The following is an 18,663-nucleotide window of genomic DNA, read 5'->3' on the forward strand; positions in this document are numbered from 1 at the left end:
CCGCCTCCCGGAGATCAGGTCCGGGTGGGGGGTACCACGGGGGCTGGGTTCGCGACATTCGGGAAGCTCCTGTAGTTGTACGTGCGGGTGCCGTCGGGGTGGATTCTCTCGGACATCACGTGCAGCCGGTCGGGTGTCTCGCCGACGGACGGCGCGTCGGCGTAGACGCGCGTCACGCCGTGGTCGCCGCCGTTCCGTTCGAACGTCTGGCGGTCGATCTCCATCTGCCGCCAGTTGTCCGGGTTGCCGACGCTGTGGTTCTGCTCGTAGAGCTGCGGAACCATGCCCATCCGGCCCTGCAGCCCACCTGAGCGGTGATCGGCGGTGTGCCCGCCCCGGTTGACGGTGCTGCCCGGGTGGTCGGCCTGCCCGATGTGGCCGGTGCGTTCCTGGGGGCCGACGCCGACCCGCTTGGTGGCCGGGCTGGAGTAGTCCGGCTCCCAGGAAACGGCGGCGTTGCCGTGCTCGTCGACGTGGTAGTGCATGTTCTCGGCGCCGATCTCGTACTTGGCGCCGCGCACCGGCATGCCGTCGGGCCGGCCGGCGTGCTGGTCGTGCATCGTGTGCTGATCACCCGTTTCCGGGTTGATCATGCCGCGTTCGTTGTCGTGCCACGTCTTGATGTGCGTGAACTCCGGCGGGTTGTCGCCGCTGGTGTAGAAGGTGCCGTGCCACTGTTCGGTGCCGTCGGGCGCCGTCGAGTAGATCTCGTACCGGCTGTTCGGCTGGAGGTCTTCCGGCGGCGTGGCGCCGAAGGGGCCGTCCCCGGTGTGGCTGGGGTCGTAGCCGGTGATCCGGCGCTCGACGGGCGGCGGGGTCATCGGCGGGTCGAAGTGGTCGATGTCCAGCTCGGGACGGCCGTCCGCGTCGGTGTGGAACTCGAAGTGGCCTTCCCCGGTGTTCACCCGGTAGTCGACGTCGCCGAGCAGGTGGCTCGCATCCGGGTTGCCGGTCTCGGCGCTGCTGTTCCCGACGCGGGTGTTCGGCACGTCGGCGTCGACGTGCGTGATCCGCGGCGGTTCGTCGCCGTTGGTGTAGACCCGCGTGAACCGCCCGTTGGCGTCGGTGACCTCGTAGCGGGTGTTCGGTTCGAGGTGCCGCGGGTTCGCCGGGTCGTAGAACCGCTCGTTCGGCCCGAGCGTGAGATTCTCGTGGCGCCTGAACCCGGGTTCCTGCCAGCCCTCGTCGAGGTCGTGCATGTCCGGGTGGTCCTTGCCCCGGGCGAGCGCGCTGTCGGCGTCGACGTCGTGCGGGTCGGCGTGGTGCGTGTCGGGGGCGAAGCCGTCGTCGCCGGCCCGGTGCACGGAACCGTCCGGGCGGTGGACGTTCCATTCGCCGTCCGGCGGGATCCGCGGCCGCATGCGCCCGTCGGGGCCGATCTCGTAGTCGGAGGAGAAGACGCGGCCGTGGGAGTCGGTCCACGCGGGCCGGGTGGGGGCGAGGACTTCGGTGTCGAGCTCCCGCGAGAGCCGGTGCGCGAAGTCGTTGGAGCTCGCGTCGCACCCGATCAGCCGAACCGGCCGGCCGTCGTAGTCCCCGTTGCGGCGCAGGACGTCCGCGAACTCTTCGGGGGTGTAGAGGCGGTCGCCGATGCGGGCGTGGCCGTCCGGCGTGACGTGCACGTCGACGGTGTAGCGGCCGTCCGGATCGGGGTGCACGCGGTGCGGCAGGTCACCCATGTCCGGATCACCGGCGTGGTACGACGTGCCCGACGGCGTGCTTTCGGAGTGCCGGGCGTTGACCTCGTCCGGAGTGAGCGGTCCGTCGTGGTGCGGGGCACCGCCGTCGGGGTCGTGCGCGCCGGGGCCGTCGTCGTGCGGCGTCGGGCCGTTGTCGTGGGGGCCGTGGCCGGGTCCGCCCTCGTGCGGCCGGGTGCCGGGGGCGTGGGTGCCGGGGCTGCGGGAGTCAGGGGCGTGGGTGCCGGGGGTGTGCGTGCCGGGGGTGTGCGTGCCGGGGCTGCGGGAGCCGGGGGCATGGGGGCCAGGGGTGTGGGGGCCGGCGCCTTGGGTGCCTGGGCCGAAGCCGCGGGCCGCCGGTGCGGGCGCGTCCGGGGTGCGGGGACGGCCGCCGGGCAGGTCGCCGCCGGTGCGGGGCCGTCCGGGGGCGTCGACGTGCGCGCCCGGGCTCCCCGGGGTGCCGGTCCAGCCACCACCACCGCCGGTCCGCGGCGAGCCCCCGCCGAGGCCACCACCACCGCCGCCGGGTGCGCCACCGGGCGGCATCCCGCCCATCATCGGAGCGCCACCCTGAGGCGGCACCCCGGAGGCGGCACCGTCCCCACCCCGCGGCGACGGAACCGTACCGGCCTCACCGGCGCGCGGAGCGGCGGGAGCGGTACCACTGGCGGAGGTACTGCCATCGCCACGCGGCGGCGCGGCGCTGGGGGTATCGGTCCCGGCATGCGGGCCGGGCCCATCGGACCGAGCGGCGGGCGAGGATCCGGAGTGCACGGGAGACGGGCTGCTGTCCCCGGTACGCGAGGGAGCGTTGTCGCCAGTGTGCGACGGGGTGCCGTCGTTACCGCGGGTGGGCGAGGGGCTGCTGTCGCTTGCTCGCGACGGCGTGCTGTCGCTGCCGCGGGTCGGCGAAGGGCTGCTGTCGCCGGTGTGCGACGGCGTGCTGTCACTTCCGCGGGTCGGCGAGGGGCTGGTGTCGCCAGTGTGCGACGGGGTGCCGTCATTACCGCGGGTGGGCGAGGGACTGGTGTCGCTTGCTCGCGACGGAGCGCTGTCCGTGCCCCGCGTCGGCGTGGGAGCGTTGTCGCCGGTGTGCGACGGGGAGCCGTCACTTCCGCGGGTGGGCGAGGGGCTGTTGTCGCCGGTGTGCGAAGGCGTTCGAGTCGGCGAGGAGCCGCCCTCGCCCGCGTGCGACGGAGAACCGTCCCCGGCGTGGGATGGCGCGCTCTCGTCCGACCGCACACCCGACGGAGAACCGTCCCCTGGCTGCGACCCATCCCCGTCCCCGGCGTGCGACGGCGCGCCCTCTTCGCCATCCGCGCGCGAGGGCGAGCTGTCCCGGTCCGAGCTCCGGCGAGAACTGCCGTCGGCCGGGGAATCCGGGTCGGCACTCGGCGAATCCCCGTCCCCGCCGGAATGCCCGCCATCAGGGCCGTCACCGTCGGGACCGTCGCCGTGGGCGCGCGGGTGAACCCCGCCGCCCTCCTTCGGGATCTTCCGGACGAAGCCGCCTTCCTTGACCTTCAGCCCGTCCAGGCCGCTGACCTTGCCCAGCACCTTCCCGAAGACCTTCGCGATCTTCTCGAACAGGTCCACCAGCTTCGACAGCAGCGGCGACACTTTCCGGATCGTGTCCGTCAGCTTCTTGAGCAGCTCACCGATCTTCTTGCCCCACTTGGCGATGGCCGCCGACGCCTGCGCCACCACCACCGGCGTGCCGAAGCCGAGGCTGAAGACCTCCTCCATCACCCACGCGATGAGCTTGCCGACCAGGTCCGCGATCAGCTGCCGCACGGTCTCCCGCACGAACGACACGACCTGGCCCATGATCATCGTGACCGTGCTGATCGCGCCCGCCACCGTCGCCGCGCCCGACAGGGCGTCCGAATGCTCCGCCGCGAACTTGCGGTACGCGTCCGCGCCCGCGCCGGTCCAGCCCGTCGTGCCGTTCTTGACCGCGTTGTCGAAGTCCGTCTTGCGCTCGCCGAGCGCCTTCGCAACGTTGCCCCACGTGTCCGCATAGGACTGGATCACCGGCGGGTTGCCCGCGACCGAGTCCAGCATGTCCTTCAACGGCTGCACGTGTTCCATCAGGAACGACGCCACCGACGACATCAGGTACCCGAACGGGTCGATCGCCGCCCCGGCGATCTCGCCGGCCAGCGACAGCATCCCGAGACCGCCGGAAACCCAGTCGCCGTCCTTGATGCCGTTGAACGCGTCCATCGACGACTCGGCGATGCCGATGCCGCCGGCCCAGCCGTAGTCGCCGTTGCCCGCCGTGAACGCGCCGGGCCCGTCCGGGTCCTTCTTGGCGTCGGCGACGAGCGGGTTGCCCTCCGGCATCACGCACCGCCCGCGGAGGAGTTCAGGTCGTCGGCGACACCGGTTTCGTACCGGCGGTAGGCCGCCGCGGCTTCGCGCACCTTGCCCGACACCGCCGTCATCGCCTGCACGGCGTCCTTGAGCGCGTCGATCCCGTACTGCTCCACCGGGTCGAGCATCATCCGGAACGGCTGGCAGAGGATGCCGTACGCGTCGGTCGGCATGCTCACCTGGTTCGCCGCGTCAACGGCCTGCTGCAGCCCGTCACCGATGGCGTCGAGCTGCCTCGCGTGCGCCGTGAGGTCGGTGCTGAGTTCCACGTCTGCCACGGTTTCCCCCTCAGGACAGGATCGATCCGCCGAAGTCGTCGTCATCGTCGTCGGCCGGGCGGCGTCGACGGGGCTGCTGCGGAGACGGCGACGGCGGGGTGCGCGGCGCCGCGGGCGGCGGCGGTTCCTCGGCGTCCTCCGGCAGGAACCGGCGGACGCGGTCGGGTTCCGGGAACGCCGGGTCGGGCTCGGGCGGCGGCGCCGGGAAGGTGCTCTGCGCCTCGCGGACGATTTCCGCCGCGGCCTGGTCGCCGGTGCCGGTGGTCTCGGTCATGGCCTGCTGCAGCAGCTCCGGGATCCGCGCCTGCGCCCGCTGCACCAGCTGCATCACCTGCGCCGACACCTCGGCCATCCGCTTGCCGGCCGCGGTTTCCGCGATGACCAGGTTCTTCAGCAGTCCGCGCGAGTCGATCGTCACCTGGACCGTGCCGTCCTTCGACCGCTCGGTGACCGTCTGGCCCTGCATGCGATCGGCCAGCGCCTGGTACCGCGCGGCGTTCTCCTCGAGCCGCTTGGTCCAGTTGTCGATCATCGCGTCGCTGGCGTCGATGCTGTCCGGCATCACGGCCCCTTCTCTTCAGCTTCTCCACACTGACGGCTCCCGGGTCCGGCCGGTTCCCGGAACACGCAAAAAGCCACCTTAAGGGACCCGGGAGTCCCCTAAGGTGGCCTTCGCGGTGTTATTTGTCAGAGGTTCCCTCGGCGCTCCTGCTCACGCTCGATCGCCTCGAACAGGGCCTTGAAGTTGCCCTTGCCGAAGCCCAGCGAGCCGTGCCGCTCGATGAGCTCGTAGAACACGGTCGGCCGGTCGCCGATCGGCTTGGTGAAGATCTGCAGCAGGTAGCCGTCCTCGTCGCGGTCGACCAGGATGCTGTGCTCCTTGAGCACCTCGATCGGCACGCGGACGTTGCCGATCCGGGCGCGCAGCTCCGGGTCGTCGTAGTAGGAGTCCGGCGTGTCGAGGAACTCGACGCCGGCGGCGCGCATTGCCGTCACCGTGGCGATGATGTCGTTGGTGGCGAGCGCGATGTGCTGGCAGCCCGCGCCGTCGTAGAACTCGAGGTACTCGTCGATCTGCGACTTCTTCTTCGCGACCGCGGGCTCGTTCAGCGGGAACTTGACCCGGTGGTTGCCGTTCGAGACGACCTTGCTCATCAGCGCCGAGTACTCGGTCGCGATGTCGTCGCCGACGAACTCCGCCATGTTCACGAAGCCCATGACGCGGTGGTACCAGTCGACCCAGTAGTCCATCTTGCCGAGCTCGACGTTGCCGACGCAGTGGTCGACGGCCTGGAACAGCCGCTTCGGCGCACCTTCGGGCCGCTTGATCGTGCTCTCGCGCGGCTCGTAGCCGGGCAGGTAGACGCCGGTGTAGCGCGACCGGTCGACCAGGGAGTGGCGGGTCTCGCCGTAGGTCGCGATCGCGGCGACGCGGACCGTGCCGTGCTCGTCGGAGACGTCGTGCGGCTCCTCGAGGATGGTCGCGCCCTGCGCGCGGGCGTGCTCGACGCACTTGTCGACGTCGGTGGTCTCCAGCGCCAGGTCGATGACGCCGTCACCGTGCTTGCGGTGGTGGTCCAGCAGCGGCGAGTCCGGCTTCACGCCGCCGGAGATGACGAACCGGGCCGAGCCGGACTTCAGCACGTAGGACTTGCGGTCGTAGACGCCGGTCTCGGGACCGGAGTACGCGACGAGCTGCATCCCGAACGCGATCTGGTAGTACCAGGCGGTCTGGGTGGCGTTGCCGGCGATGAACACCACCGCGTCCATGGCCTTGACCGGGAACGGGTCGGTCGAGGCGTCGTGGTCGACGAGCCCGACCAGCTGACGCAGCTGGTCGTAGCTGACGTCGTCGAGGGCACCCTGGGGTTCGGCAGTCTGGGTCATACCCCGAAGGATCGGCCTTGTGGGGCAAGATGTGCAATGGTCTCAGCTTTTGCTGGACAATCTGCATGGTCATTGCCGGACATCGCCGGTCACGATGGACAACTTGCGCAGGGAAGAGAGCATGTCGGAGAACCTCGACGCACTGGACGCGCGGCTGCTGCTGTTGCTCACGGATTCCCCGCGCCTGGGCGTGCTGGAGTGCGCCCGCCGCCTCGGGGTGGCGCGGGGCACGGTCCAGGCCCGCCTCGACCGCCTGACCGAGCGCGGCATCCTCGGCGGCTTCCCGCCGGAGCTGGACCTGGCGGCGATGGGGTACGGCCTGACGGCGTTCGCGGTGCTCGAGATCGCGCAGGGCCGCCGCGCGGAGGTCGCCGAGGCCCTGGCGGCGATCGACGAGGTCTGCGAGGTCCACGCGACGACCGGCCAGGGCGACCTGTTCGTCCGGATGGTCGCGCGCGGCAACGACGACCTGCAGCGGGTGATCGACAAGGTGGTCGGCGTCCCGGACGTCCTGCGCACGTCGACGTCGATCGCGCTGTCGACGCCGGTGCGGCCGCGGGTCCGCCCCCTGCTGGAACGCACCGCCCGGAACTGATGCCCCAGCGGCACTTTCACGTGAAAGTGACATAGAGGGACTGCCTCCGGATCACTTTCACGTGAAAGCGGCGGCTCAGGCTTCGTCGGTGACGTGGGCCAGGTAGCGCTTGGCCGAACGCTGGACGACCTCGAAGCCGCCGGTGCGCACGATCGCGTCCCACCAGGCCCCGTAGATCGCCTCGAAGCGGTACCCGGCCAGCAGCTCCGCCGCCCGGCGGACGACCTGCGGGCGCTCCGGGATCAGGTTCGGGTAGCTGTACATGAACCCGACGTGGGTGCGGTCCGGGATCACCTGCACGATGTCGCCGGACAGCAGCGCGCCGCGGCCCTCCTCGCCGTCCGGCCAGTGCAGCACCGTGCCGCCGGCGAAGTGCACGCCCAGGTTGATCAGCCGCAGGTCGTCGGCGACGTCGAGGGTCGCGCCGGACCACAGCTTCACCGCCGGGTCGGGCCGGCCGATCCACTGCTGGTCGGCTTCGTGCAGGTAGACCGGCACGTCGAAGGCACGCGCCCACTCGACCATCGTCGTGTAGTAGTGCGGGTGGCTGATCGCGATGCCGGTGATCCCGCCCAGGTCGCACACCCGGCGGACCAGCGCGTCGTCGAGGTAGGCGGCGCAGTCCCAGAGGAAGTTCCCCGAGCGGGCCCGCACCAGCAGCGCGCGCTGGCCGATCGCGAACCCCGGGTTCGAGCCGACGCCGGTGATGCCGGGCCCCTGCTCCTCGATCCGCGGGGTGTACGTGCCGCTCTCGCGGAGCTCCGCCAGGTTCGTCCACTGCTGCCCGGCCTGCGGGACGTACTGGCGTTCGTCCTCGCAGATCGGGCAGTCCTCGCGGGCCGCGGCGTACTGCATGCCGCAGGCCAGGCACATCGGTTCGGTGCTCACGACTCAGTCCTCCCAGAATGTGGATCCTGGGAGGACAACCTAGCCGCGGCTACTTGGCGTCGGTGTAGGGAACCGCCTTCACGAGCGTCACCTTCTGGACCTTGCCGTTGGGCAGCTCGTACTCGCGGGACTCGCCCTCTTTGGCGCCGAGCAGGGCCTTGCCCAGCGGCGACTCCGGGGAGTACACGTCCAGCTCGCCCTCGGCGCCCTCTTCGCGGGTGGCGAGCAGGAACTTCTCGTCCTCGTCGTCCCCCTCGTAGCGGACGGTGAGCACCTTGCCGGGACCGGCGGTGCCGTCGTTCGCGGGCGCCTCGCCGACCTTGGCCGAGCGCAGCAGCTCCTGCAGGTGGCGGATGCGCGCTTCGGCCTGGCCCTGCTCCTCGCGAGCCGCGTGGTAACCCCCGTTTTCCTTGAGGTCACCCTCTTCGCGGCTGTCGTTGATGCGCGCGGCGATGACCGGGCGGTTCTCGATCATTTCGTCGAGCTCCTGCTTGAGCCGGTCGTAGGCATCCTGGGTGAGCCAGGTCACCTTGGTGTCGCTCACGGTCACCATCTCCTCGTCGGGCCTGCCAGGCTTGCGTGTTCAAGCCGGCCCACGCGGGCAAAGTCGCCCGCGTGGCTGAGATAAAGGAAAAACACGGCCCGTCGCGGACCGTGCTGAGGGGTCAGAGTATCACGGCGCAAGAGGTCGACGCCCGTTATTTCCCCGCACCCTGGGCGTTGAGCGCGTGGTTCACCCCGTTGGCCGCTATGGGGTTGACAGATAGCGTGGTATGTCGTACGAGCAGCCGAAGACGTCTGCAGTAACCGGTTCCCCGATGCTCTTGATCGTCGTGGTCATCCGGCTGTACTTCGCGCCGGCCGGGATCAGGAGCTCTTTGCGGCCGCTCTCGGCGCCGGTCTTGTCGCGGGCGCGGACGACGCACACGCCCGGCCGGTTGTTGTCGTCCCGGGTGACGTTGATGGTGATCTCCATCGCGTTGCCCGGTTTCGCGGCGAACGCGATGCGCTCGGCGTCGATCGGCGCCGAGCCGAGGTTGACGTACGCGACCCAGGCGATCAGGCCGCTGACCAGCAGGGCGATGGCCAGGAAGAGCCAGCGCCGCCAGCGCCGGGACGACTTCGCGCGTCCGGTGCCGTACCGGCCTTCGGGCAGCGCGGGCGCGCTGCCGCCGACGGCCGTTTCCGCCGGTCCGCCTGCCAACCCGGGCCTCCTGCTCGTTCTTGTCGTACCCGTGGGGACAATGGTGACGCGGGTACGTCTCGAGTATCCGCCCGCTGGGTGGGCGGCCCGCAGGTGGGTCGCGGAATAAGGGCAGAAGGGGAGTCGTTCGGAGCATGGTGGACGCCGACGAGCAGAGGAACACCGCCAACCCGCGCCTGCGCCTGATGGCCGTGCACGCGCACCCGGACGACGAGTCGAGCAAAGGTGCGGCCACGATGGCCCGCTACGCCGCCGAAGGTCACGAGGTGCTGGTCGTCACGTGCACCGGGGGCGAAGCCGGCAGCATCCTGAACCCGGCCATGGACCGGCCCGAGGTGCTGGCCAACATGACCGAGATCCGCCGCGAGGAGATGGCCCGCGCGGCCAAGATCCTCGGCGTCAGCCAGCGCTGGCTGGGCTTCGTCGACTCCGGCCTGCCGGAGGGCGACCCGCTGCCGCCGGTGCCCGAGGGCTCGTTCGCCGTCGTGCCGCTGGAGGAGTCCACCGAGGCGCTGGTGCGCGTGATCCGGGAGTTCCGCCCGCACGTCATCACCACCTACGACGAGAACGGCGGCTACCCGCACCCCGACCACATCCGCACCCACGAGGTGACGATGGCGGCGTGGGACGCGGCGCCGGACCCCGAGCGCTTCCCCGACGCCGGCGAGCCGTGGCAGCCGCTGAAGCTGTACTACGTGCACGGCTTCTCGCGCGCCCGGATGCTCCTGTTCGACGAGGCGCTGAAGGCGGCCGGCCTCGAGTCGCCGTACACCGAGTGGCTGGCCAACTGGGATCCCGAGCGGGGCGATGTGATGGAGCGGGTGACGACCCGCGTCGAGTGCAGTGAATACTTCGAGGTGCGGGACGAGGCCCTGAAGGCGCACGCCACGCAGATCGACCCGACCAGCCGCTGGTTCGCCGTGCCGCGGGAGATGCAGCGGGAGGTCTGGCCGACCGAGGAGTACGAGCTGGTGAAGTCGCTGGTCGACAGCACGTTGCCGGAGGACGACCTGTTCGCCGGCATCACCGGCGCCGAGGAGAAGGTGGACACATGAGTCTGACGCTGCCGGCCGGCGTGGCCCTTCCGGTGACCGCGTCGGCCCTGGTGCTGGCGCAGCAGCCGGGCAACGGCGACAACGGCGGGCAGGGGGAGGACTTCGGCAAGTCCTCCCCGGTCGGCTTCCTGGTGCTGATCCTGTTCCTCATCGCGGTGGCCTTCCTGGTGCGCTCGATGACCAAGCACCTCAAGCGCGTCCCGGCCAGCTTCGACGACCCGCCCGCGGAGGAGCAGCCCGAGGCGAAGCAGCCTGAGGCCACCGCGGAGCCGGAGAAGCCGGAGGTGGCCGAGAAGCCGACAAAGGGTCCCTCGGCCACCAAGGCCAACTAGGGCGTGCCTGTAAGCGGTTGAGCTGCTCCTCTGGTAGTTGTGCGCGGTGGTTGGTCGCGGTGAGTGGCCGCGGGTCAGAACGTCGAGGACAGTGCCCCCTGGTTCTCCGCGGCCCACTCGGCGAGGTGAGCCAGGGGGCCACCGGACGGGCTCACAGCCGCGGGTCCACCGGATCCGACTCCAGCGCGAGCACGGCGAACACGCACTCGTGCACGCGCCACAGCGGCTCGCCCCGCGCGACGCGCTCCAGGGCCTCCAGGCCGAGCGCGTACTCGCGCAGCGCGAGCATCCGCTTGCGGTTGAGCCCGCGCTTGCGCAGCCGCTCCAGGTTCTCCGGCAGCGTGTAGTCCGGCCCGTAGATGATCCGCAGGTACTCGCGCCCGCGCACCTTCACCCCCGGCTGGACCAGGCCGCGCGGCCCCCGGGTGAGGTTCGCCGCCGGCTTGACGACCATGCCCTCGCCGCCGGCCCCCGTCAGCTCTTCCCACCACGCGACGCCGCCGGTGACCGAGGCCTCGTCCAGCAGGTTCACCTCCAGCGTCCGGGTCCGCTGGAAGCGCGGCCCCGCGAGGCCATCCAACAGCGACAGGTGCCACGCGTGCGGCCGGTCGTGGTAGGCCTTCCCCTCGGACGCCAGCAGCTGGAACGGCGCGAGCCGCACCCCGTCCAGGCCCGACGTCGGCCAGCAGTAACGCCGGTACGCCGTCCGGTAGGAGTCCACTGTGGAGGAGCGGGAAGCCGTTCGCGCCAATAGGTCCGAGACGTCGATGCCCCGGGCGGCCGTCGTCGCCAAGGCCGAGACCGCCGCCGGCAGCACCGCCTGGGCGGCCGCGCCCACCGACGCGTACTGGTCCGCGATGAGCGAGCCGGCCTTCGCGCTCCACGGCAGCAGCTCGGCGTCGAGCAGCAGCCAGCCCGAGTCCAGCTCCTCGAACAGCCCGGCCGCCGCCGCACGCACGTCCGCCAAAAGCGCATCGTTCTGCGGAGCCGAGAAGAACGGGCGCCCGGTCCGCGTGTACACGGCGCCACCGCCGCGGATCCCGAAGCGGCGGTACGCCACCTCGTCGTCCCGGCAGACCAGCACGACGGCCCGCGAGCCCATGTGCTTCTCTTCGCACAGCACGGTTTCGACCCCGGCCGCCCGGTACTCGGCGAACGCCTCCTCCGGGTGCTCCAGGTGGTCCGGGCGCGACGACGTCGAACACGGCGCCATCGTCGGCGGCAGGTACGCCAGCCACCGCGGGTCGACCGCGAACCGGCTCATCACCTCCAGCGCCGCCGCCGACTGCTCCGCGGAGACGCCGACGCGGCCGTGGTGCGCGGTCTGCACGATCCGCTTCCCGGTGACGTCGGCCAGCTCCAGCACCGCCGGCTCACGCCCGCCCAACGGCCGCGAAGCGTCGAGCGGCCGCGAAGGCTCGTACCAGACCCGGTGTGCCTTCACGGAGACGACTTCGCGCTCCGGGTAGCGCAGCGCGGTCAGCTTCCCGCCGAAGACGGCGCCGGTGTCGAGGCACATCGTGTTGTTGACCCATTCCGGCTCCAGCGTCGGCGTGTGCCCGTAGAGCACCATCGCCGACCCGCGATAGTCACGCGCCCACGGCAGCCGCACCGGCAAGCCGTACTCGTCGGTCTCGCCGGTCGTGTCGCCGTAGAGGGCCATGCTGCGCACCCGCCCGGACGCGCGCCCGTGGTACCGCTCCGGCAGCCCGGCGTGCGCGACGACGAGCTTCCCGCCGTCGAGGACGTAGTGCGCGATGAGCCCGTCGCAGAACTCGTGCACCTGACGGCGGAACTCCTCGCTCTCCGCACCGAGCTGCTCCAGCGACTCGGCGAGCCCGTGGGCGACGTTGACCTTGCGCCCGTGCAGCGCGCGCACCAGCTTCTGCTCGTGGTTCCCGCACACGACGAGCGCGTTGCCGGCGGCCGCCATCCCCATCACCCGCCGCAGCACGCCCGGGGTGTCCGGGCCGCGGTCGACGAGGTCGCCGACGAACACCGCGGTCCGCCCGTCCGGGTGCACGCCGTCGGCGTACCCCAGTGCGGCCAGCAGTTCCTCCAGCTCGGCCACGCAGCCGTGGACGTCGCCGATCACGTCGAACGGCCCGGTCAGCGCGCGCTTGTCGTTGCGCAGCGGCTCGACGACGATCTCCGCCGCGGCCACCTCGGCTTCGGACCGCAGCACGTGCACGCGCCGGAAACCCTCGCGCTCCAGCGACTTCAGCGACCGCTGCAGCTCACCGCGCTGCCGCCGGACCACGTGGTCGCCGAAGTCGCGGTCGGGCCGTCCGGCGTTGCGCGCGACGCAGACACCGAGCGGCAGGTCGAGCACGATCGCCGTCGGCAGCACGTCGTGCTCCTTCGCGAGCTTCACCAGGCTCGCCCGCGAAGCACGCTGGACGTTCGTCGCGTCGATGACGGTCGTCCGCCCGGCCGCGAGCCGCTTCGCCGCGACGTAGTGCAGCGCGTCGAAGGCGTCGGCGGAGGCCGACTGGTCGTTCTCGTCGTCGGCGACGAGCCCGCGGAAGAAGTCGCTGGAAAGCACCTGCGTCGGCGCGAAGTGCATGCGCGCGAACGTCGACTTGCCGGAGCCGGAAGCGCCGACGAGCACGACGAGCGCCATGTCGGGGACGGTCAGCTTCACGCGGCCACCTCCTTTTGGGTGGTGAAGACCGCCATCTGGGTCGGCGGTCCCGATTCCTGGTCCTCCGGTCCGATCGGCAGGTACCGGACGTCGTAGCCGCGCCGGGTCGCGACGCCGTCCGCCCAGGCGCGGAACTCGGCTCGGGTCCATTCGAACCGGTGGTCGGCGTGCCGGAAATGCCCCATCGGCAGGAACTCGAACAGCCGGTTGTACTCCGCGTTGGGCGTGGTGACGAGCACCGTGCGCGGCGCCGCGACGCCGAACACGGCGTGTTCGAGGGCGGGCAGCCGGTCGGCGTCGACGTGCTCGACGACCTCCATGAGCACGGCGGCGTCGAACCCGGCCAGTGCCGGGTCGGCGTAGGTCAGCGCGGACTGCCGCAGCGTGACGCGGGAATGTTCCTTCAGCCGCTTCTCCGCGATGGCCAACGCACTGCTCGAGACGTCCACGCCGACGATCTCGGTGAACGACCGCTCCTTTTCGAGCACGCGCAGCAGCGCGCCGGAGCCGCACCCGAGGTCCAGCACGCGCCGGGCGCCCGCGGCCCGCAGCGCGGCGAGCACGCTGCCGTGCCGCTGCGACGCGAGGCTCTCGGGCTTGTCCGGCACCTCCGTGACCAGTGCTTCGGCCTCCGCCGGGACGTCGTCCGCCTCGGCCAGCCGCGAAAGCGCGTACGCGACGACCGGGCGGCGCCGCTCCAGGTAGCGGTGGGTGATGAGCGTCCGCTCGGGGTGCGCGGCGAGCCAGCCGTCGCCCGCGCGCAGCAGCTTGTCGGCCTCGTCCTGGCCGACCCAGTAGTGCTTGTCGCCGTCGAGCGCCGGCAGCAGGACGTACAGGTGGCGCAGGGCGTCGGCGACCCGCTGGGTGCCGGTGAGCCGCAAGTCGACATAACGACTGTCGCCCCACTGCGGGAACTCCGGGTCGAGCGGGATCGGCGTCGCCGAAACGCGCCAGCCGAGCGGCTCGAACAGCTTGTGCACCACCTCGGCCCCACCCCGGGCCGACAGCGACGGCACGTGGATCTCCAGGTCGAAGGGCTCGTCGACGAGTTCGGGCCGCGCGGCGCACCGGCCCGCGAGCGCCGTCGTGAACGCGGCCCGCAGCGCGACCGCGAGGTACGAGCCCCCGGCGTACGGCCGGTCGTTGACGTACTGCGTCAGTGACGTCCCACCGCCGCGGACGAGCTCGACCGGATCGATCTCGACGAACAGCGCGGCGGTGCAGCGTCCGGGCGACGCCTCCGGGTAGAAGACGTGCGCGGTGCCGGCGGACAGCGCGACCGACTGCACCTTCTCCGGGTGCTTGTGCAGCAGAAAGCCCAGGTCGGTCGCGGGGTCGCGGGTCGTGGTGATCGTCAGCAACACCGCGTCAGTGTGGCCGACGGGCGGGTGACCGCGCGCCCGGTTTTCCCGGGTGCGCGGTCGGTGGTTTTGGAGAACTTCAGTGCGGCCGCGGCCTGCTGGCCGGTCCAGAACGTGTTGCGGCCGCCGTTCGCCGGATTCGCGTACCAGCCGGCGTCGCGGTCCGACACGTCGCTGACCAGGAAGTCGGCGTTCTACGCGCCGAGTTCCGCGTAGTCCTTCACACACCGTTGGAGGTTGGTCTCCCAGTCCCAGCAGGTGAGGTGGAGCCCCGCGCCCGCGTTCGGCGCGTACTTGTGCGTCATCGCCACCAGGCACCGGGCCAGGCCGGCGGCGCTGTTCTCCTGCGCGCCGCAGTCCGCCGGATTCGCGGCCTTGACCTGCGCGCGACCTGCTGCGGGCGGCCGAGTGAGCGGACGTAGCCCCAGAAGTCGGGCTCGATGTCGATCAGGTCGTGCGAGGTGCCGATCTTCTGGAGGAAGAAGCGGTAGTCGTTCAGGTAGCGGGTGAGCAGGTCGGCCCGGTTGATGGCGACGACCTCGCCGGGACCGTCGCCTGGCCCGCCGCATCACCGAGGTCGCGCAGCGAATACCAGGTCCAGAGGTACTTCTGCGGGCGCGCCTTGCCCTGGTAGGTGGCCTGGGCCGCGTGCTGGTCGCCCCAAGTCACGGAGAAGCCGGGCGCCGTGGTTTCGCCGGTCCGGCAGCCCCACCAGCTCGACCACTCGGGCTTGCAGCGCGCCGCCGTGTAGTAGTCCGACGAAGCCGCCGGCCGGCTGTGCACGTAGTTGTACCGGACCTCGAACGGCGCGGCCGTCGCCGAGGCGTCGTTCATCGAGCCCCCGATGAGCACCGTGCTGCTGCCCGGGGCCCGGCCCGTCGCCACGCCGATGCGCGGTGTGGTGGACGTCGTGGGCGTGGCGGTGCCGCCGACGGTCCCGGCCGGGACGAGCCGCCACTGCTGGTTGGCGCCGCCCCGGTCGTGGTGCTGGGCGACGCGGGCGCCGCCGGTCTCGGAGCCGCCCGGGACCTCGGCGGCCATGCCGCTGAAGCGGTTGATCAGGCGCACGTGGCCGTCCGGCGAGTTCTCCAGGCGGAACTGCCGGTTGGCGCGGTTCAGGTCGTGCCACTCCGACCAAGGCGGTGCCGGGGCTCTTCGACCAGCGGTAGTCGTCCAGCACGTTGCCGGAGTTGCGGTTCTGCAGCCGGTAGTAGCCGTCACCCGCGTCGATGAACCGCCGCTGCTGGTTGGTCCCGTCGTGCCGGCCCCACTGGACCACCGCCGCACCGTCGTTCCTGACGTAGCCGAGGCCGTCCAGCGCCGCCCCGCTGGTGCGGTTGACCAGGACGTACCAGGACTTCGGGTCCACGGTTCCCGCCGAGGCCGTGCTGACCACGACCACGGAACCGGTTACGACGGACAGGACGACGGCCGCCCAGAAGGCCCGGCGCCGGAAGAACCGGCGGCTGCGACGCCGTCCCCGAAGGGCCGCCGGGCGGTCACGGCCGCCGTCGGGGGACGCCGGCGAGGGCGTGGGTGGGCGAGGGGACATGTCGGTGCTCTCTTTCGGTCGCTGCGGCTGACCGGACCGCGTGGCCGGACGACACCGGGTTGCCGCCGGCCCGGGAAGGTTGCCGCGGCCCGCGAGATTTTCCGCGGCTGCCGCGCGCCCGCTTTTCCCGGGTGCCACCCTGGACACATGAACCGCCTCGCGCACGCGACCAGCCCGTACCTGCTCCAGCACGCGGACAACCCCGTCGACTGGTGGCCGTGGGGGCCCGAAGCGCTCGCCGAGGCGAAGCGGCGGAACGTGCCGATCCTGCTTTCCGTCGGGTACGCCGCCTGCCACTGGTGCCACGTCATGGCGCACGAGTCGTTCGAGGACGCCGGCACCGCGGCGCTGATGAACGGGAACTTCGTCAACATCAAGGTCGACCGCGAGGAGCGGCCCGACATCGACGCCGTCTACATGGCCGCCACCCAGGCGATGACCGGCCAGGGCGGCTGGCCGATGACCTGCTTCCTCACCCCGGACGGCGAGCCGTTCCACTGCGGCACCTACTACCCGCCGTCCCCGCGGCCGGGCATGCCGTCGTTCCGGCAGCTCCTGGCCGCCGTCACCGAGGCGTGGCAGGAGCGGCCGGACGAGCTGCTGGACGGCGCCAAGCAGATCGTCGCGCACCTCGCCGAGCAGACCGGGCCGCTCCAGGAGTCCGTTGTGGACGAAGCCGTGCTCGCCGGCGCGGTCGGGAAGCTGGAGCAGGAGGCGGACCGGGTCAACGGCGGGTTCGGCCGCGCGCCCAAGTTCCCGCCGTCGATGGTCCTGGAGTTCCTGCTGCGCCACCACGAGCGCACCGGATCGGCGGTCGCGCTGTCCCTGGTGGAGTCCACGGCCGAGGCGATGGCCCGCGGCGGCCTGTACGACCAGCTGGCCGGCGGCTTCGCGCGCTACTCCGTCGACGCCGAGTGGATCGTGCCGCACTTCGAGAAGATGTTGTACGACAACGCGTTGCTCCTGCGCTTCTACGCGCACCTCTGGCGGCGCACCGGCTCGGCCACGGCGTTGCGGGTCGCCACCGGGACGGCGGCGTTCCTCTTCGAAGGCCTGCGAACGCCCGAAGGCGGCTTCGCGTCTTCGCTGGACGCGGACACCGAAGGCGTCGAAGGCCTGACGTACGTCTGGACGCCGTCGCAGCTGCGCGAAGTCCTCGGCGACGACGCTCCGGCCGCGGCCGAGCTGTTCGGCGTCACCGAGGAGGGCACCTTCGAGGACGGCGCGTCGACGTTGCGCCTCTTCGGCGACCTGCCGGAGCCGATGCGCGTCAAGCTCCTGGACGCGCGGGCGAAACGGCCGCAGCCGGGCCGGGACGACAAGGTGATCGCGTCCTGGAACGGCCTGGCGATCACGGCGCTGGCCGAGGCGGGTGCCGCGCTGGATCGTCCACAGTGGATCGAGTGGGCGACTTCCGCGGCCGAGCTGCTGCTCCGGGTGCACGTGGTCGACGGACGGCTGCGGCGCAGTTCGCGCGACGGCGTCGTCGGCGCATCCGACGGCGTGCTGGAGGACTACGCCTGCGTCGCCGACGGATTCCTCGCGCTGCACCAGGCGACCGGCGACGCGAAGTGGCTCACCGAAGCGACCCGGCTGCTCGACCTGGCACTGGCGCACTTCGCGTCCCCGGACGTCCCGGGCGCGTACTTCGACACGGCCGACGACGCCGAGACGCTGGTCCAGCGCCCGGCCGACCCGGGCGACAACGCGAGCCCGTCGGGGGCGTCCGCGCTGGCCGGGGCGCTGCTGACGGCGTCCGCGCTCGCCGGGCACGCCGATTCGGCCCGCTACCGGGACGCGGCCGAGCAGGCGCTGCGCCGCGCCGGGGTGCTGGCCGGGCGGGTGCCGCGGTTCGCCGGGCACTGGCTGTCGGTGGCCGAAGCGATGCAGGCCGGTCCGGTGCAGGTCGCGGTGGTCGGCGCGGACACGGCGTTGCGGCTGGCGGCCGCCCGGGGGGTGCACGGCGGCGGCATCGTGCTGGCGGGCGAGCCGGACGCGCCGGGCGTCCCGCTGCTGGCCGACCGTCCCCTGGTCGCCGGCGCCCCGGCGGCCTACGTGTGCCGGGGTTACGTCTGCGACCGCCCGGTGACCTCGGTCGAGGAGCTGACCGGGCTGCTCTGATCGCCCTGGGTGAACGCCGTATCGATGGCCGACGGTTCGGCGTAACTTCGGTAGCGATGTAATCATGTAATCCGGAGGTACGACATGGGACGCGGATGGCGTGGAGGCCGAGGCTGGCAGCAGGCCGAGGTACCGCCGGCGGACGACGCGGCGGCCTGGTTCGGCGGCCGCCTGCCCGACGGCTGGTTCACGGGCGCACCAAAGGTCACGGTCGACCGCGAAGAGATCATCGTGGTCGGCGAGCTCCCGGCCCTGACGGAGGAGTACGCAGACGACGCGGCCCGCGCGGCGGCCGAAGAGGGCCGGATCAGCCGGTACCGCGAGGAGACGCGCGACGAGCGGATCGAAATCGCCCGCCAGGCCGAGCACCGCTACCAGCGCAAGGTGTCGTGGGGCGCCCGCCTGGGCGGCACGACGGCGCTGTTCACGACGCATTCGGCCCCGGTGATGACGCGCCTGCGCCAGCCGGAGCGCCTGGTGCTGGACACGCTGGTGGACGCGGGCGTGGCCCGGTCGCGTTCGGACGCCCTCGCGTGGGCGGTGCGCCTGGTTGGCCAGCACGCGGACAGCTGGCTGGGCGAGCTGCGGGAGGCGATGACCAAGGTCGACGACCTGCGTTCCAAGGGCCCCGATCTGGGCTGAGGGGTCGTGGACAACGTCCGGTTCCCAGGTGTGACGATCGTCGGCGAGCCGA

The 18,663-nt window shown here is 71.7% G+C and carries 16 protein-coding genes and 1 pseudogene; 5 read left to right on the top strand and 12 right to left on the bottom strand.

Translation table 11 applies throughout. The annotated features are described in order from the left end of the window. Window positions 1-14: 14 nt before the first annotated feature. From DV20_RS29670 to hppD, 4 genes are all read right to left on the bottom strand, one after another. Entirely contained in the window at window positions 15-4,022 is a 4,008-nt protein-coding gene (locus DV20_RS29670) for a hypothetical protein (RefSeq protein WP_167344407.1), read from the bottom strand. Next, complete coding sequence (locus DV20_RS29675; protein WP_043786156.1) at window positions 4,022-4,330, bottom strand: type VII secretion target; 309 nt, start codon at window positions 4,328-4,330, stop codon at window positions 4,022-4,024. Before DV20_RS29675 ends, DV20_RS29670 begins: the two co-directional genes overlap by 1 nt. A 10-nt stretch (window positions 4,331-4,340) precedes the next feature. Next, on the bottom strand, window positions 4,341-4,892 hold the full coding sequence (locus DV20_RS29680) for a YbaB/EbfC family nucleoid-associated protein (RefSeq protein WP_200876527.1): 552 nt from the start codon (window positions 4,890-4,892) through the stop codon (window positions 4,341-4,343). A 125-nt stretch (window positions 4,893-5,017) separates the two neighbouring features. After that, entirely contained in the window at window positions 5,018-6,217 is a 1,200-nt protein-coding gene (gene hppD / locus DV20_RS29685; RefSeq protein ID WP_043786160.1) for a 4-hydroxyphenylpyruvate dioxygenase, read from the bottom strand. A gap of 121 nt (window positions 6,218-6,338) precedes the next feature. On the opposite strand from hppD, the gene DV20_RS29690 reads away from it, so the two are divergent. Then, a complete protein-coding gene (locus DV20_RS29690; RefSeq protein ID WP_043786162.1) occupies window positions 6,339-6,812 on the top strand; it encodes an Lrp/AsnC family transcriptional regulator in 474 nt (157 codons plus the stop codon). A gap of 75 nt (window positions 6,813-6,887) precedes the next feature. Here the strand turns inward: DV20_RS29690 and DV20_RS29695 are convergent, their stop codons facing one another. The 3 genes from DV20_RS29695 to DV20_RS29705 form a co-directional block, all read right to left on the bottom strand. Beyond that, window positions 6,888-7,700, bottom strand: coding sequence for an MBL fold metallo-hydrolase (locus tag DV20_RS29695; RefSeq protein ID WP_043786164.1), 813 nt, complete (start codon window positions 7,698-7,700; stop codon window positions 6,888-6,890). Between the two features lie 49 nt (window positions 7,701-7,749). After that, on the bottom strand, window positions 7,750-8,253 hold the full coding sequence (gene greA / locus DV20_RS29700; RefSeq protein WP_043786166.1) for a transcription elongation factor GreA: 504 nt from the start codon (window positions 8,251-8,253) through the stop codon (window positions 7,750-7,752). Window positions 8,254-8,448: 195 nt separating this feature from the next. Continuing rightward, complete coding sequence (locus DV20_RS29705) at window positions 8,449-8,904, bottom strand: DUF4307 domain-containing protein (protein WP_043786168.1); 456 nt, start codon at window positions 8,902-8,904, stop codon at window positions 8,449-8,451. A 134-nt stretch (window positions 8,905-9,038) separates the two neighbouring features. Here DV20_RS29705 and mca point away from each other — a divergent pair, with 134 nt between their 5' ends. Both mca and DV20_RS29715 read left to right on the top strand, forming a co-directional pair. Continuing rightward, entirely contained in the window at window positions 9,039-9,959 is a 921-nt protein-coding gene (gene mca / locus DV20_RS29710) for a mycothiol conjugate amidase Mca (RefSeq protein WP_043786170.1), read from the top strand. Beyond that, entirely contained in the window at window positions 9,956-10,291 is a 336-nt protein-coding gene (locus tag DV20_RS29715) for a preprotein translocase subunit SecG (RefSeq protein WP_043786172.1), read from the top strand. The genes mca and DV20_RS29715 overlap by 4 nt, the downstream gene beginning before the upstream one ends. A gap of 151 nt (window positions 10,292-10,442) precedes the next feature. Here the strand turns inward: DV20_RS29715 and DV20_RS29720 are convergent, their stop codons facing one another. The 5 genes and pseudogenes from DV20_RS29720 to DV20_RS46780 form a co-directional block, all read right to left on the bottom strand. Beyond that, window positions 10,443-12,935 (bottom strand): polynucleotide kinase-phosphatase, encoded by a 2,493-nt coding sequence (locus DV20_RS29720; RefSeq protein ID WP_043786174.1) that lies wholly within the window; start codon window positions 12,933-12,935, stop codon window positions 10,443-10,445. Beyond that, window positions 12,932-14,299: a 3' terminal RNA ribose 2'-O-methyltransferase Hen1 gene (locus tag DV20_RS29725; protein WP_043786175.1), complete on the bottom strand. Its 1,368-nt coding sequence runs from the start codon at window positions 14,297-14,299 to the stop codon at window positions 12,932-12,934. Before DV20_RS29725 ends, DV20_RS29720 begins: the two co-directional genes overlap by 4 nt. After that, on the bottom strand, window positions 14,290-14,466 hold the full coding sequence (locus DV20_RS46265) for a hypothetical protein (protein WP_200876531.1): 177 nt from the start codon (window positions 14,464-14,466) through the stop codon (window positions 14,290-14,292). The genes DV20_RS29725 and DV20_RS46265 overlap by 10 nt, the downstream gene beginning before the upstream one ends. A 325-nt stretch (window positions 14,467-14,791) precedes the next feature. Next, window positions 14,792-15,364: an RICIN domain-containing protein gene (locus tag DV20_RS46270; protein WP_051736188.1), complete on the bottom strand. Its 573-nt coding sequence runs from the start codon at window positions 15,362-15,364 to the stop codon at window positions 14,792-14,794. Between the two features lie 127 nt (window positions 15,365-15,491). Further along, window positions 15,492-15,848 (bottom strand): annotated as a pseudogene (locus tag DV20_RS46780) (RICIN domain-containing protein); the annotation flags it as partial. A gap of 147 nt (window positions 15,849-15,995) precedes the next feature. On the opposite strand from DV20_RS46780, the gene DV20_RS29740 reads away from it, so the two are divergent. After that, window positions 15,996-17,969: a thioredoxin domain-containing protein gene (locus DV20_RS29740; protein WP_043786177.1), complete on the top strand. Its 1,974-nt coding sequence runs from the start codon at window positions 15,996-15,998 to the stop codon at window positions 17,967-17,969. An 84-nt stretch (window positions 17,970-18,053) separates the two neighbouring features. Then, window positions 18,054-18,611, top strand: coding sequence for a hypothetical protein (locus DV20_RS29745; protein ID WP_043786178.1), 558 nt, complete (start codon window positions 18,054-18,056; stop codon window positions 18,609-18,611). The last annotated feature ends 52 nt before the right edge of the window (window positions 18,612-18,663 follow it).

Origin of the sequence: Amycolatopsis rifamycinica (genome assembly GCF_000695625.1) — a bacterium.
GTDB classification, from domain to species: Bacteria; Actinomycetota; Actinomycetes; order Mycobacteriales; family Pseudonocardiaceae; genus Amycolatopsis; species Amycolatopsis rifamycinica.